This window comes from Ohtaekwangia sp. (assembly GCF_036786105.1).
Classification (GTDB): Bacteria; Bacteroidota; Bacteroidia; order Cytophagales; family Cyclobacteriaceae; genus Ohtaekwangia.
Map to the genome: position 1 here is coordinate 219,425 of NZ_DAIQRQ010000001.1, position 16,670 is coordinate 236,094.

Annotated in this window: 8 protein-coding genes and 1 pseudogene; all 9 read left to right on the forward strand. The window is 42.9% G+C overall.

The genetic code is table 11. From position 1 onward, the window contains the following. The first annotated feature begins 7 nt into the window (after positions 1–7). Positions 8–760, forward strand: coding sequence for an isoprenyl transferase (locus V7Q33_RS00955; RefSeq protein WP_333818616.1), 753 nt, complete (start codon positions 8–10; stop codon positions 758–760). Beyond that, the gene (locus V7Q33_RS00960) at positions 760–3,447 is read left to right on the forward strand and encodes a BamA/OMP85 family outer membrane protein (RefSeq protein ID WP_331979034.1); all 2,688 of its coding nucleotides are present in this window, start codon (positions 760–762) and stop codon (positions 3,445–3,447) included. The genes V7Q33_RS00955 and V7Q33_RS00960 overlap by 1 nt, the downstream gene beginning before the upstream one ends. A 2-nt stretch (positions 3,448–3,449) precedes the next feature. Then, positions 3,450–3,986, forward strand: a complete 537-nt coding sequence (locus tag V7Q33_RS00965; RefSeq protein ID WP_331979035.1) for an OmpH family outer membrane protein — start codon at positions 3,450–3,452, stop codon at positions 3,984–3,986. 13 nt (positions 3,987–3,999) lie between these two features. Then, positions 4,000–4,569 carry an OmpH family outer membrane protein gene (locus tag V7Q33_RS00970; protein ID WP_331979037.1) on the forward strand — a complete coding sequence of 190 codons (570 nt, stop codon included), beginning with the start codon at positions 4,000–4,002 and terminating at the stop codon, positions 4,567–4,569. Between the two features lie 1,148 nt (positions 4,570–5,717). After that, positions 5,718–6,167: a hypothetical protein gene (locus V7Q33_RS00975; protein ID WP_331979039.1), complete on the forward strand. Its 450-nt coding sequence runs from the start codon at positions 5,718–5,720 to the stop codon at positions 6,165–6,167. Between the two features lie 4 nt (positions 6,168–6,171). Beyond that, positions 6,172–6,717, forward strand: coding sequence for an OmpH family outer membrane protein (locus V7Q33_RS00980; RefSeq protein WP_333818617.1), 546 nt, complete (start codon positions 6,172–6,174; stop codon positions 6,715–6,717). A gap of 5 nt (positions 6,718–6,722) precedes the next feature. Beyond that, entirely contained in the window at positions 6,723–7,316 is a 594-nt protein-coding gene (locus V7Q33_RS00985; protein WP_333818618.1) for a hypothetical protein, read from the forward strand. Positions 7,317–7,318: 2 nt separating this feature from the next. Next, positions 7,319–12,100 (forward strand): hypothetical protein, encoded by a 4,782-nt coding sequence (locus V7Q33_RS00990; RefSeq protein WP_333818619.1) that lies wholly within the window; start codon positions 7,319–7,321, stop codon positions 12,098–12,100. 5 nt (positions 12,101–12,105) lie between these two features. Then, positions 12,106–16,670 (forward strand): annotated as a pseudogene (locus V7Q33_RS00995) (hypothetical protein); the annotation flags it as partial.

Here is a 16,670-nt window from a genome sequence, read left to right on the forward strand (position 1 = left end):
GCGCCCTGTGGCTTCTCTAAAAGAACATATTGACCTTAACAATTTGCCCCAACACATCGCTGTTATTATGGACGGCAATGGAAGATGGGCTAAAAAGAAAGGCGCTATGCGCATTTTCGGGCACCGCAATGCCGTGCAGGCAGTGCGCGATGTAACAGAAGGATGCGGAGAATTAGGTATTAAGTATCTGACTTTATACGCTTTTTCTACAGAAAACTGGAACCGGCCGAAAGCTGAAGTTGATGGCTTAATGGAACTCCTGGTAAGTACACTGAAACAGGAAATCGGAACGTTAATGGACAATCGGGTAAGGCTCTCCTCTATTGGAGAAACTTCTCATTTGCCTGGCGATTGTCAGAAAAATCTTCAGTGGGCTATCGATCAGACAAAAAATAATAGCGGCATGATCCTTAACCTGGCGCTCAGCTACAGCGGGCGTTGGGAGATACTCAAAGCCGTAAATAAATTAGCCGCCGATGTTAAAGAAGGGAAGATAAATCCGGGTGAAATAAATGAGCGGGTCTTTGAAAACTATTTGGAGACTTCGGGCATCCCAGATCCAGAGCTGTTGATCAGGACCAGTGGTGAATTGCGTGTAAGCAATTTTCTGTTATGGCAGATCGCATACACGGAACTATTCATTACTCCCACACTTTGGCCAGATTTCAGAAAAGAAAATCTGTATGAAGCCATCTGGTCGTATCAGCAGCGTGAGCGAAGATTTGGAAAAACAAGCGAACAATTGAACCCCGTAAGTTGATGAAGAAAGTTTTATTTCTGATTATCCTGATTGGTATTACGGCAAATGCCTGGGCTCAATTCAGAAAAAATCGCAACAATGCTGCTACGGACAATTCATTGAATTATGCCAACCCTGCTGAATATACCATTGCCGGTATTGAAGTAACTGGGCTTAACGTACTTGATAAGAATGCGATGGTGTCGCTTACCGGGTTGAAGGTTGGCGATAAAATAAAAATCCCTGGCGATGCCATTACCAATGCCATAAGAAGTCTTTGGAAACACGGCCTTGTAGGTGATGTAACCATTCAGGTAGACCGCGTAGAAGGTACAAATGTATATCTCAACCTTGTATTGGCCGAGCGCCCGCGTCTCACGGGATTTTATTTTACAGGTATCAATAAATCGCAGGAAAGTGGGTTGAAAGAAGACCTCACGCTTATTCGGGGTAAAATCGTGAATGACGCGATGGTCCGGAACACTGAATTGGCAGTAAAGAAATACTTTGTAAAGAAAGGCTTCCTGAACACCGAGGTGAAAATTCTTCAGGAGAAAGATACGCTGAACCGTGATGGTATACGCCTAAGAATTGCCGTTAATCCAAAGTCGAAAGTAAAGATCAACAGGATTTCATTTGAAGGCAATAAGGAAATTGATGATGCCAAGCTGAAAAAGAAAATGAAGAAGACGCACGAGCGTCCGCGTTTCGCTCTGCATCGCACTTTGCTGAGTGAATTGTTTGCTTTTAAACCCAGGGAGTTTATTGATTCAAGTTATACAGTAAGCAAGAAGGAGCTCAAAGAGTTTCTGAATGATAATGTTAAACTGAATCTCTTCAGTAGTTCCAAGTTTATTCAAGCCGATTATGAGGAGGATAAGAAGAAAATAATTGAGTACTACAACTCAAAAGGTTATCGGGATGCAGAGATCGTTGTAGATACAATATATGCACACGACAACCGCACAATCAATATCGATTTCAAAATATACGAAGGGCCTAAGTATTATTTTCGCAATATCATCTGGACAGGCAACTATATATATACTGATAAGCAGTTAAATGCTGTACTTGCTATTAGCAAAGGTGATATCTACAACAAAGAACTTATTGATAAGAAACTTCAGTTCAACCCGAAGGGACTTGATATCAGCGGCCTATACATGGATGATGGTTATCTGTTCTTCCATATCACTCCGGTAGAGGTGGCTGTTGCTGGCGACTCTATTGATGTGGAGATGCGTATATCAGAAGGTGAACAGGCTACTATTAACGAGGTGACGATCTCTGGTAATGACCGTACAAGTGATCACGTAATACGAAGGGAGCTCAGTACTGTTCCTGGGCAAAAATTCAGACGCTCAGATATTATCCGCACACAACAAAAGTTAGGGCAACTTGGATACTTTGCTCCTGATAAAATCGGGCAAAACCTGGTACCGAATCAGGCAACAGGAACCGTTGATATAGAATGGACAGTGGAAGAACAATCCAACGACCAGGTGGAGCTCTCCGGAGGATGGGGCGGTTACTATGGATTTGTTGGAACATTGGGTTTGACATTCAATAATTTCTCATTACGGAACATACCTCACTTTGATAACTGGCGTCCGCTACCTGTGGGAGATGGCCAGCGACTTTCACTACGCGCCCAGGCTAACGGTAGATCTTTCCAAAGCTATAGTTTTTCGTTTACCGAGCCATGGCTCGGTGGACGAAAACCACATTCTCTATCGGTTAGCTTTAACAGTTCGTTCCAGCGTTATCCTTATGGATCAAGATCGAGCTCCAGTTCGAGCGATAACTCTTCAAGGTTACAAGTACATAGCGTGTCGGTTGGTTTAGGTCGTTTGCTCGAGTGGCCGGATAATTACTTTACGCTGACTAATTCTGTATCCTATCTTCGATACATCTTGCATAATTGGAACTCTGGTCTTGGCTATACAGATGGTATATCGAACAGCTTTACGTTCAACACTACGTTGGCGCGCAATAGTATTGATAATCCAATGTATCCATCACAAGGATCCACTATATCATTAAGCTTGACGCTTACTCCGCCATTCTCGCTTTGGCGCAACATTAATTACGCAACTGCCGATGCTGCCCAGCGCTATAAGTGGATAGAATACCACAAATGGATGTTCGATGCGAAATACTATCTTCCACTCGACAACAAGAAGAAGTTGGTTATGGAGGCCAAAGCACACTTTGGCTTTATTGGCAAATACACCGACAAAGCTGGTATCGGTCCGTTTGAGCGATTCTACCTCGGTGGTGATGGATTGGCAGGAGGTTTTAACTCATTCTTGTTAGGCCAGGAAGTGATTGGTCTTCGTGGGTATCAAAATAACGTGCTGACACCTCCGTATTACAACACAAGCTTGAATAGCGCTGCAGGAGTGACTGCCGGTGGTATTGCCTACGATAAGTTAGGACTTGAACTCCGCTACCCGGTAACTACCGGTAATGCGGCAACAATTTACGGCTTTGTGTTTGCGGAGGGAGGAAATAACTGGAACAATTACGATGACTTTAATCCGTTTAAGTTGTATAAGTCAGCAGGCTTTGGCGCTCGTATATTCATGCCGGCATTTGGATTGATTGGTTTGAACTGGGGGTATGGATTTGATCCTGTACCGTTGAATGGAAGGGGTGCCGTGAGCGGCTCGCAATTCCACTTTACTATCGGCCAGCAAATCAGATAATTATGCGGGTTTATTTAATTACAATTATTTTTCTCATTTTCGGCCCGACTTTTGTCAAAGCACAGAGATTCGGGTACATTGACACCGATTATATCCTGAATAAAATGCCTGAATATAAAAAGGCTCAGGAAGAGATCGGTCAATTGTCTGAAGCCTGGGAAAAGGAAATCCAGGATATGGCAAAAAAAATCGAAGCCATGTACAGCAACCTTCAGGCGGAACAGGTACTGCTAACGGACGAGATGCGAAAAGAACGCACAGCAGCGATCCAGAAAAAGGAAGCCGAAATGAAAGAATATCAAAAGAAAGTGTTTGGCTTTGGCGGACTATTCTTTCTCAAAAAACAAGAGTTAATAAAGCCCATTCAGGATAAAGTGTGGGATGCCGTTGATAAGGCAGCAAAGCAGAATAACCTTGCTATTGTCTTTGATAAGGCAGGCGAACTGGTGATGATCTATACTGACCCGCGCTACGACTATACGGACTTCGTATTAGATGAGCTTGGGTTAGGAGATCCTAATGATAAGATCAAAAACTAAATTGAATATCGTAATGAGAAAATTCGTTTTACTTGTGGTGCTGGGATTAGGAGCAATTGCATCCTATGCACAAACCGCGTCAAAGATTGGCTATGCTGACGTTGATTATATCTTTAGCCAAATGCCGGAAGCTAAACAAATCGATGCCGATCTGAAGTCGTTGCAAACCCAACTCAAAAACCAGATCGACTCAAAGGTACAGGAGTTTCAAAAGAAACTTGCTGACTACAATGCAGCAATTCAGGCCAACACAATGCCTGATGCCGTTCGCGCGAATACTGAAAGAGAACTACAGCAACTGCAACAGAACATCGAGAAGCTTCAGCAAGATGCACAAACCAATCTTCAAAATAAGCAGACCCAGTTGATGGACCCTGTTTATAAAAAAGTTGGAAAAGCAATTGAAGACACAGCTAAAGAAAACGGTTTCACATTCATACTTAACCAACAGATTGGCGGATTGGATGTTATTCTGTATGGTGATGAGAAGATGGATATATCAGACCTCGTTCTGAAGAAGATGGGTGTAACCCCGAAGCCTGCAGGCACAACGACAACAACAACTCCCGCTCCTAAAAAGTAATCTTTAGGTATTTCAACATAAGTATAAAGCCACCGGGAGGTGGCTTTATACTTTTATGCCGGTATATGTGGACTCGGCAAACCTAAAATCGATAGCCCTGCCCAAATCGATTATTGAAACTTTGAGAGTATTGCCAAATATTGATGAACAGATCAGTTATGTAAAGACTTTACGCTCGAATATTAGCCCAAACATTTAGCGACCGGCCTGGACATGATTTTTGACTATTGAGCAAAGTTTATTAGCTGCTGAATTAATTTCGTCACTAACCCGGCTACTCCTAATTTGACGGATGAAACGAGTATTGATAGTGAAAGGGTAGATGTTCTTCAACGTAGGAAGATAAACCTACACTTATTGCATCGATGTACTAAATGCCATCTTCAATTCAAAGGATGGAGTATTTACGATTTCTGTTTGTAAATCAAATCATTCAACATAAGCCAATAAGTCGGGCTTCAATAATCAAGACTTATTGCCTCTGAAATCTAAAGGGCTTATCGAGAAAGCAACACTTCCCATTGCTCCCGGCCACAGAAAGAACAGCAGGCCAGAAAAAGAAATTCAGGTATATAAATCCAGGTGAGGTAAAATCCCAGAACAAACGTTATAGAGTATGAAAGAGGAGCAATATCATTGCTGCAGGATTTCACAAAGGAATGTCTGCTTTTTAAAATCAGAAAATTGTAGACTGGTTAAGTGGTATAGGAGTATGGTTATCAATTATTGCATTAATATATCTGATGTATTTTCTATTCTTCGATCATGATATAGGTATATAGTACCGCAAATTACGTGTCTTTTTTTTAAATATAGCATTCTAATAAGTGGTATATATTTTAGAGAAAATATAATTAAACTGTAAATCTTGCTTCAGGTATATAATCCTATAATCTTTAAGCAAGTTTTTAAGCGATTTAACACTCTTGTTACAGGAAGGTAATCGCCAACGAAATTGGATCGTCCCAAGCCTAGAGACCGACTATTGGGGGTGTGTAGTTGACTTGAATTTGATAGTCTTTCTTTTTCGATTAAGGATAGTTCTAATCCAATAAACTTGATGCATTTTAAAAAAGCTATTAAAAGTAGCCTGGAAGAATATTGCCTTTAAAAAATTGAATAGTACAAAATCTTGAAAACAAATTAATATGAAAGTAATCCTAACCTCTGCCTTCTGCTTTTTTCTCTTTGGTGCAAATGCACAGTGGCTTCCTACAGGAGCGACAACCGGTAATATTTACTACACTAACGGAAACGTTGGTATTGGAACTAGCGATACAAAAGGGTATAAGTTTGCTGTCGCTGGTAAAGCTGCTGTTGAAGAAATCACGGTTAAGCTCTCGGCCAGCTGGCCGGACTATGTGTTCGCATCCTCTTATAGGCTCCCTTCTTTATCGGACCTGGAAAAATTCATTGTTATGCACAGACATTTGCCGGAAATAGCCTCAGCAGAAGAGATCAGTAAAACAGGTGTAGATATAGGAGAAATGAATATACTCCTGCTAAAGAAAGTCGAAGAGCTAACACTCTATATAATAGAATTGGAAAAGAAGAATAACGCTATTGAGGCAAGATTGGAATTACTGGAAAAAAAATAAGTCTATGTACGGTGTAAATAAATCAGTTTTTGATTGGGCTTTCAAAGTTTTTGTGATGCTCGCTCTCGTAGTAGTTATCGCGATGCAGTTTAGAAAAAGCGAGTCCATTGTTTACGTGGATGCGGTCAAACTGCTTAATGGTTATAATGGCATGCAACAAGCACGTAAAGATCTTGAGGCAAAAAGCAGTGTATGGCGGGCAAATGTAGATTCGCTTAAAGGTGAACTAGAGCTTGGAATAAAAGAATATCAAAGTAAAAAGCAGAGCTTGTCAGGCAAGGAACAAAAGCTTACAGAAGAGCTTTTAAGAACCAAGCAAGAGCAGTTCATGAGTTATCAGCAAGCCATTGCAGATAAAATACAACGTGAAGATCAGGAATTAACTGCCAAAGTACTCGGAAATGTAAATGATTACATCAAGAAATTTGGTGAGGAAAATAATTATGAAATCATTCTGGCCGCTACCCAATATGGAAATATAGTATATGCGGAGCAGGGAAAGGACATAACTGATGTAGTCTTGAAAGGTCTTAACGAGTCGGCCCGCTGATAGATATGAGATATTTTGTTTTCGTAGCGCTTTTGGTAAGTATCGTTTCGTGTAAAAAAGAGGTAAGCTCAATAAAAGAGCTTCAGTCATATGTTTTTGATTCAGAGAACGGTCTACATAAAGTCAAGAATAGAAAAGATTTAAAGCTGGAAGCATTTTATCGGCCACGGGCATTGGTATTAGAGCAACAATTGAAAGGTGTGTCAGATAAAGATGAAGCAGCGCGGGTAAAACAGATGGTTGATAGTCTGGATTACTTTGTACTTCATATTTCAAGAGATGACCATGAACTTGAAAGGGACTATGCAAGTAATCCGACAGATCAATACGAAGTTCAACGATACCTATCACAAGGCATTGTTGATGATCTGGCTATAATCACTGATAACGAAATATTCAGACCGATAGATATTGCCTATATACCAACGTTCGGTGCCAGCAGTGCTACAAGCGTTTTAGTCGTCTTTGGAGGCCGCGTTTCTGAAAGGAGCGGCGATCTGAAGTTCTGCTTTCATGATACCCGGTTCGGAACCGGTATGCATGAATTTCTTTTTAAGACAGATGATATAAGAGATATACCCATTTTAAACCTAAACTAAATATGCACTTTCTACGAAGCCGTTTCTTTTGCCGGTTTGTAGCGATATTCTTTTTGCTTGATTTGATGCAGAGCATTTTTGCACCGTACTGCGCAATGGCTCTTACTTCGGGTACACAGCAACCAGAGTATACATCCTATGAGGCACCCGGTGCCACCGACATGGTGAACTTGCTAACAGGTGATTTTAATTTTAATATACCCATCCTTGAAATACCCGGCCCGGAAGGGAATTTCTCTTTGCCGCTCAGCTATCACGCAGGTATAACTCCGGAGAGCGATGCATCGTGGGTCGGTTTGGGCTTTAATATCAATGCGGGAAGCATCGTTAGGGGCTACAATCAATATCCGGATGATGCTTCTGGTGAAAGCCACACGGTAGCCGTTAAGGACTTAACGGGAGTTCGTGCATGGAGTTCATCACTGCTGGGACTGGGAAATATTGGATGGAATAGTCAAATCGGGCACTATGGATATGTGAGTTTGCTCGGTATAATTAACTACGGCTATGATAGTAAAGGCACGAGCTCAGGCGGTCTTATCGGGATAAACGTTGGCCGGGATACTGGCCCGTCTTTCAATGCCCTTCAGTTTGGAACTGCTATTATGACTATACTTAGTTACGGTACGGCAGCAGCCGAAGCTTCGGCAGTGGGGATGTCAGCGGCATCCGTTGTAGCTAAACAAGCCGCTATCGATTTGGCTATAGGCGCAGTAATGTCTGCCGCCCCTTCAGCGATAAATCAGACACCAAGCGTTTCAGGGTATTGGAGATATAGCGATCGTACGCGACAGAAATTTCTACACAAGGATTATCGGGTATGGCTTGATGCAACCCGGAACGAAAAAATGTATGGCATGCTCTATGCCGGAAACGCACCAATGGTTACTTCTACGACGTTGGGTTTAAAGGTGAATGGTGTGCGCAGGGATTTGAAATACTATCACTTCTCAACAGATGCTGATGATGAAGGTTCTGCAAGCGATGTTGACTTTTATATTGATCCATCATTGGCCTATAATCAACAAAATACACCTACGGTTCTGGCTCCTGATAGTTATACTGTTAATGCTCCAGGTATTGCAGGTACCATTGCTCCTTATCGCATGGAATTCGGCTCTGTAGCCATGCCTCACAGTATGGCTCCTTATCATAAACGGTACGCTCCAATTCAGTATTTGAATAATTACAAAGTTCCCTTTTTATATGAAGGCGAATTTTCGGGTAGCTATTTTCATCATCTGGGTGGTGATAAGGTCTTCAGCACACCTAATTTTTATTATGGATTGGATATTACGTTTACGCCTGATTCAGTAGACTATATATTTAATGATGTAATATTTGATGACAATGCCCGGATGAGTTCCGCGTATAGCTCCATTAAAAAAATACCACAAGGCCATAACATCGAATGGTTCAGCAATAGCGAGATAGTAAAAAACATACCCAACTCACAAGTTCCGCCACAAGGATTTATTGATTTCCTTAGTGCAGGCGATACCTTGTCTGAAAGGTATAAATTCAGATCGCATCGTGTTTTGGGAAGCAAGGCAATATCCCCACAAACTATTGGAGGGTATAGTATTACATCGGCTGATGGATCAACTTTTCACTTTGCTCTGCCTATTTATGATTACGAATATGAATCCGGATCAGTCGATGTGACAGATGCCAATAAAAACTCTAAAATTACCCGGACGCCACCTTTTGCCAGTACATGGTTGCTGACCGCTATCACGGGGACCGACTATATTGATCGTAATTCTAATGGTTTAGCCGATGATGGCGATTGGGGATACTGGGTGAATTTTAACTACGGAAAATATTCAGATTCCTATGCCTGGAGGACTCCCTATAAACAGAACGTGAGGGAAAGAGATCCGGATAAAATCCTTGATCCAACCGGAACGTATCTAACTTATGAACAAGGTAAGAAGGAAATATACTATCTGAACAGCATCGAGACACGATCGCATGTTGGTTTATTTCTGAAAAGTCCGCGTGAGGATGGCAAAAGTGTTGATGGAGCAATTGTTCCCCTTAAGCTTGACGAGATTTGCCTGTTGCAAAAGGAGCAGTATAAAAAATTGCTCCAGGCACCGTACAATCTTACCGGATATAGTAATAAGATTTCAACACTCTGCATGAGCAGCCAATATTCAGGATCTGACATTAGAGATTATGTCAATAAGAATTGCGAAAAGAGAGTACTCTTTAATTATAGCTATGATCTTTGTAAGAATACCCCAAACGCAGGCGGTTCTATAAATACATTAAGTGGAAAGCTAACGTTGAAAAGTGTTAGTGTCAGGGGTCGAAACGACCTGAGAGTAGTTCCGGATTTTAAATTTGACTATGCGCAAAACCCAGACTACAACCCGAATTATTGGGATGGATGGGGAATGTACAATCCAACTACAGGCAATAATCATAAAACAAGCGATGCAAGCGGCATCAATGGAACAGCATGGAGCCTCACCAATATAAGTACACCGCTGGGTGGTGAGATCATTGTTAATTACGAGCGAGACACGTATTCATCTATCTCTGGTGATTTAGTGCTTAGTCCAATATCCAACTTCGGTAATACAAATTACAATGTATACTATCCCGGCGGTGGCATTAATCAGAATGGTGATACTTACAATCAAATCAAGTTAAGCTCAATCGCTGGCCTGGCGGTTGGCAATCGTGTACATATTGTGGGTGATATTCGATTCAAATGCCCGAGTAGCGCTACCTATACTGTAAAATCCTATAAGGGCGATTACACCATCACCAGTATATCTGGAACCACTATAACGGTGAACGGGGATTTTCTTGGTGTATCAACCTGCGGAAGTTCGGGTAGTGCCATACTTGTTGATTACAATACTGCAAAGCTCTTTAAGATTTTGCCCAATAAGGCAGGTGGAAATATTCGGGTTGGTTCTATTGTGATGCGTGATGAATTGGGACAGGAAAACAAGATAAGGTATCTGTATACAAACGATGATGGCAGCAGTTCCGGAGTGGTAGCGCAGGAGCCCGACTATATAAAGGATGAAACACTAATTACCTATGACTATTTAGAGTTCTACAAATATGTAAACTACCCACAAACTCCTGTGATGTATAGTAAAGTGACGGTGTTGAACGGACGCTTAACAACCGATTCGGACTATCATACCAAACATGTCTTTGAATTTGAGACACCCCATAAATCTCAATTCAGTTATCAAAAACAAGATATGGGGTCGAGTGGAGAAATAAGTAAACTGCTCTATAAGATTGAAGACCGTACATCCAGGATTGGAAACTTATTATCGCTAACGGTATACAATAAGACGGACATGGTATCCAGTACCCAATTGGAATATATAGATGTATTATCTGGCAGTCAGGGATTGCCATATCAGGGTGTGCGATCTGAAGGAAACATGTTGATCGATTTTTCGAGTGGTTCCGGATGGGCCAGAAGGCTTCACCGTACGTCATATTTAAAGTATCCCTCTGCACTTAAGAAAACAATAAACACGAACGATGGATTTATCTCCACTTCTGAAAACCTGAAATGGGATAATCTTACAGGTTCAGTCGTTCAACGACTGGATAAAAGTCCGCTCGGGCTGTATGTTAAAACGGTAACCAAACCGGCTTATTCCCTAAGCAAATCGGATGGAAGTATACCTTACGCAGAATTTGGTTCGAAAGCGTATAATCCGGCTAATAAAAACATGTTAAGCCAGAATGGCGCCAGTTATGTATATAGATCGGATGCTTCCGGTAACGAACTCGGTTTGATCGGAGCACAGTTCCAGACGTGGAAGAAGGATTGGACTAATTACAGAACATATAATGGGACAGCCTATGCTGATGAAGGCGCACAAACAGTCCCTGTTTGGCGTAAAGGCGCAGCATACATTTGGAAAGGCGACTACTCGCGCTTAACCGCCAACGGTACCTATACATTTGGCGCAGCCGATGATTTTGTGATTGGCGGCACAAACCCGCTGTGGCAGTATAGTGGTGAGATTAACCGATTCGATCATTATGGTATGCCACTGGAATCAGTCGATCTCAGGGGTATATATTCCGCTACCAAGATGGGCTATGACGATCGTTTTATTCTGGCCACGGCATCGAATGCTTCTTATAACGAGATAGCGTTCAGCAGTGCTGAAGATAAAATTAGCGGCCAACCCTATTTTGGTGGTGAAGTAGCGCAGGGTGCAGGAGTACTCGTCTCTACGCCGGTACATTCTGGCAATACTGCATTGTCCGTCAAAAGCGGTACGTATGGTTTTTCGTTCAAAACTTCTGAAATAAATTCCAATGAGTTATACCGGGTTTCTGTGTGGGCCAATAGCACCTATGGCAGGATATACTATAAGTTAGACAACGGAACAGAAGTAGTGCCTCTGACACAAACTTTTTCGAAGGCTGTTACTATACCGGGTGCAGGAAACTGGTATCGAATCGATTTGCGAATAGATAAGCCTGCTGCTTCCGTACTGGAAGTCGGGGTAAAATCTATTGGTGGAACGGTTGTCTTTGACGACTTCAGGTTCCAGCCGTTCCTGGCTGAAATGAACTGCTATGTATATACACCGCTCAGTTTCGAGTATAGTTCAACGTCTGCCTCATACTCAAAATTCATGTACGTATTGGACAATGATAATCTGTTTACAAAGTATGAAACTGACGAGAAAGGTCGAATCATAAAAGTATATAGAGAATCGATCACGTATGGAGTGAAGCAGCTTTCGGAGTCGAAGTATAACTATAAGGGGCTTAATAACTGATTTGTATGTTGAAAGGTATTTTAAATTTACTACTTGCAGTTTTTATATGCTCAGCCTCCTGGGCACAGACACCAGCCATCCAGGTTATATCGCAGTATACCTGTGTAGGTGGCACAAATTCATACAGAGCATCCGGTGGTACTGTCAGTTCGTGGACTATAAATGGTCCATACTCCAATTTGACAATGTCGTCTGATAAAACCCGTATAAATTTTACCTGGAGCGGAACAAAGACTGGGGCTTCTGTTTCAGTAACAACAAGCAATGGAACAGTATCTACACCAACATTTAATGTAACGGCTCCGATTGTACCTTCCGTGTCTATAAGTCCTGCCAATGTATCGATTGTTTCGGGCTCCTCTGTTACGTTTACTGCTACCCCCGTTAATGGTGGCACTTCGCCCTATTATGCATGGTATATAAACGGGGTCAGCAGTGCTGTCAACGTTAACTCGTTTAGCACCGCAGCCCTTCAGAACGGTGATAAAGTATATGCAACTATGCTTTCAAATGCAGCGTGCCCGCCAAATGTAAATGTTACATCAAATACCGTTACAGCCGCGGTAACGTATTCAATTAGTCCTCCTGTGGTACAGTCGTATTCAATTCCTTTTAATACCAGTAAGCTATTGGATGCCACAGGCGCGGGTACAAATGAAGTATACCGCTGGTACGATGCACAATCAGGAGGCACATTGCTGGGACAGGGAGTGCAGTATCAAACGGCTGTACTGACAGATAACAAGACGTATTATGTTTCCAAATACAATACGTCTAATCTTTCGGAAAGCCCGCGTGTTGCTCAGACGGTAACCGTTATCGTACCTGATCCTGATGTTCCTATTCTGTCTACCAATACATGCGGCGATAAAATACTAACCAGATCGACACCGCCATCCGGAATCATTTGGTACTGGCAAGGTACCAATAGTACAGGTACTTCCATTGCCAGTAGCGTCAGTTCATATACTATACCTGATGCTAAAAATAAAACATACTATATACGGGCAAAATCTGCAACCGGATCAATCTGGAGTAACGCCGTGGGAGTGCCGGTAACAACCGACCCCTCTGATTTGGTGGTTACCAATTATCAATCTCAGAACCCGGTCATTCAGGCCACCTACAGCATTACCCTGAAGCCGGGCTTTGCAGTAACAGGAGGGAATCAATTTACCGCGCGTATAGCAATCACATCAGAATGTAACGATACATACAATTGGGATGAGCAAATCGCATACGATCAGAATGGACAACCTATTTTCCGCGAACGGGAATATACCAGCGGACTGGGAAATTTACTGCAAAGCCAGCAGTTCGATTATGCAACGGGTAAAATATTCTCGTCTCAACCCTTGTACGACAGTTACAACACTGTGGCTGGTATGACGCTGCCCGCGCCACTGCCCGCGAACGATTTTCTTTTCAAGAGAAAGTGGCTTACCAACTCGTCAGGTGCTGCCTACTCTGCGGCTGACTTTGATGTTAATATTAACGCACCGACACCGGTAGGTTCTGATATAGGCAGTGTTGGTTGGTATTACAGCAGTGCCAATACACTGGAGCCGCTCACGCCAACGACTAACTATCCTTACTCAAGAACGTACTCGCCACCGGGGCCGGATACAAAATCGATAAGGCATGGCGAACCTGGCGATCAGTACAGGCTTGGCGCTTCACATGAAGTAAGGGCCGATAAGCAAAAAATCGCTATTGGCGAATTGACCCACTACTACACCGTGCGAGGGCTTTTGAATTTGCCGGGCGGAAATCCGGGTGCTTCTGCATCTGTGGGGTATAAATATATATCGACCGATCCGGACGGAAAGCAGGTGATTGAATTTACAGACGCAGATGGAAGATCGCTGGCATCAGCCATAATTACTTCCACAGGTACGTATGATCACTGGAGCTATACTTTTTATAATGATCTGGGCCAGGTAGTAGCAACGATCGATCCAAAAGGTATTGATACCAGTAACACTACCACGCTTCCTGCATTTATTACCTATTATAAGTACGATAACCTAAGACGCCTGATCGAAACAACATCGCCCGATCAAGGTGTGTCTCAGTTTGTATATAGTCTGGATGGTAAGTTACGGTTCAGTCAAAATGCCGAGCAACGAGCTCAAAACAAGTTCTCGTATACGAACTACGATTTTCTGGGGCGGCTTGTGGAGTCCGGGGAGTATATCAGCAATGGCACATCGCCTTATGTTTTTGAGCCGCATACAACTGCTACACCTACGCCAAAGAGTATATTAAAAATTGTAGATAACAATATCCCGCTTGGCCAAACAGCTCAATCCGTTACTGCCCAGAATTATACCGGAGTCTCCAAAGCACTGGATGCAACACGCTGCTCAGACCACACCTATATAGTGTATGATGGCCAGCCGGGCGATTTACCCACGGGCGATGCCGCGCATGCAAAGATGAATAATATAATGGGCAGAGTGTCCAGAACCAAGAACGCTTTGGCCACTACATGGTATAGCTACAATGAATTTGGAAATCTGGAGTGGACCAAGCAGCAAATTACCGGTTTAACGGGCTATCAGATTATTGACTATACCTATGATTACTTTGGAAATGTAACACAGATTGCCTACAACAAAGGAACGTCAGGGCAATTTTATCACTACTACGAATACGATGCAGACCAGCGGCTAAGTAAAGTATATACCAGTAAAGACGGCTCAACCAGAAATCTGGAAGCTACATACTATTACTACCTGCATGGACCTTTAAAAAGAGTAGAGCTCGGTAACAAGCTGCAAGGCATAGACTATGTTTATAATATAGACGGTTCGTTAAAAATGATCAACCATCCTGATCCGGCACTCGATCCGGGCGCAGATGGCATGAGCGGAGCCAATGCCGGATTTATTAAAGATATTTTCGGAGAGGCGCTTGACTATAATGTAGACGACTATACCGGGGCTGGTTACGATGATAAAAATCTTCAGCTTGATTCTTCTTATCCCGATCAGTTTGGAGGTTTGGTGAAAGCGATCCGCTGGCATAGCCCGGTAGATAATCATGTGCCGCGCGCCTATGCTTTCAAATACGATAATTTGAACCAGATGGACAATGCTGATTTTGGAGATATCAGCGCGGGTACGGGCTCCTATATATTCTCTCCTTCCGGAGTGCAGGCCTATAAAGAAGATATAGGCAGCTACGATAAAAACGGCAATATCAACAGCCTTGTTCGTAATGGTAAAACCGGAAACGCACTGGGTAATTATCAATATAATTACCAGGGCAATACAAATAAATTAAATTCGGTAACCAACAACGGCAGTGCTTTTCTGAGCTATCAGTACAATACGATCGGGCAGATGACTCAACAGACGGAGGGAAGCAACACGCTGAGTATAGATTACACGGTATATGGGTTGGTGAAAACGATACGAAAAGGTGCCAACAAACTGGTGACGTACGAATACGATGATCGTGGAGATCGTGCTATCAAAACCGTTTACAACCCGGTGGCCACAGGTAATCCGGTGATTAAAAAGACATTTTATATACACGATGCCGGTGGGAATATTGTAACTATATATGAACAGCCAGCGGGTGGAACAGTTGCCCAGCTGGAAGTGCCCATTTATGGTGCGGGCAGAATTGCAACCTATAAACCTGCCAGTAAAACAACATTTTATGAGCTGTCTGACCATCAGGGTAATGTGCGCGGTGTAATCGGAAACCCCAGTCCGCTCAGTTATACAGCGACACTGGAAGACAACGGTGCGGCAGACATTACCAATCCCCGTGTTCGGGAGATGATGAGTTTCAAAAACATTTCGGCAACGGCGGTTGCCGACTCACGAATGAATCATACGCCTGATACGGTTGTATCCAATCCGCAGTATACAGCTTACCTGAAATGGATAAGCGGCATGAGCGGGCAAGACGCCAAAGATAAATCTGTGGGCCCTGCTATAGCCTTGAAGGTGGAGCCGGGCGATCAAATGGATATTGAAGCGTGGGTGAAGTACCGAAAGAAAACTTCCTATACCCGCTCAGGTATAACAGCCGCCATGGCTTCTATACTGGGCAGCAGTTATACAGGCACAGCTTCGGGGCTGGATGTATTGGCAAATGCTACACAAACATTTCAAAACGGACTCGTGGCTGCTACCGGGGCCCATGGAAATGGAAATGATGCGGGTTCTCTTCCGTATGCGTACGTCTACTATTTGTTATACGACCGCAGTTTTAATTTTACTACAGCAGGCTGGAAAAGAGTAACAACAGAGGGCGGGTTTGATACTGGCAGTGAATCACTAGCCTCTCACGGACATCTTTCCATACCCGGACTTACCTTTACCGAACCGGGCTATATATACATTTTTGTAAGTAACGAAAGCGAAAACACAGAAGTATGGTTTGACGATTTACACGTAGACCACAAACGCTCTACCATTGTAGCGGGCGCGGATTACTATCCGTTTGGTTTACCAATGGAGAACCGCGAAATTACACGCGAAGATTACCGCTATGGATATCAAGGACAGTATAGCGAAGAAGAAAAAGAAACCGGCTGGAACTCGTTTGAGCT

Coding starts and splice junctions, on each gene's coding strand:
- V7Q33_RS00975 (WP_331979039.1), top strand. CDS start 5,718: ATGAAAGTAATCCTAACCTCTGCCTTCTGCTTTTTTCTCTTTGGTGCA.
- V7Q33_RS00965 (WP_331979035.1), top strand. CDS start 3,450: ATGCGGGTTTATTTAATTACAATTATTTTTCTCATTTTCGGCCCGACT.
- V7Q33_RS00980 (WP_333818617.1), top strand. CDS start 6,172: ATGTACGGTGTAAATAAATCAGTTTTTGATTGGGCTTTCAAAGTTTTT.
- V7Q33_RS00985 (WP_333818618.1), top strand. CDS start 6,723: ATGAGATATTTTGTTTTCGTAGCGCTTTTGGTAAGTATCGTTTCGTGT.
- V7Q33_RS00970 (WP_331979037.1), top strand. CDS start 4,000: ATGAGAAAATTCGTTTTACTTGTGGTGCTGGGATTAGGAGCAATTGCA.
- V7Q33_RS00960 (WP_331979034.1), top strand. CDS start 760: ATGAAGAAAGTTTTATTTCTGATTATCCTGATTGGTATTACGGCAAAT.
- V7Q33_RS00990 (WP_333818619.1), top strand. CDS start 7,319: ATGCACTTTCTACGAAGCCGTTTCTTTTGCCGGTTTGTAGCGATATTC.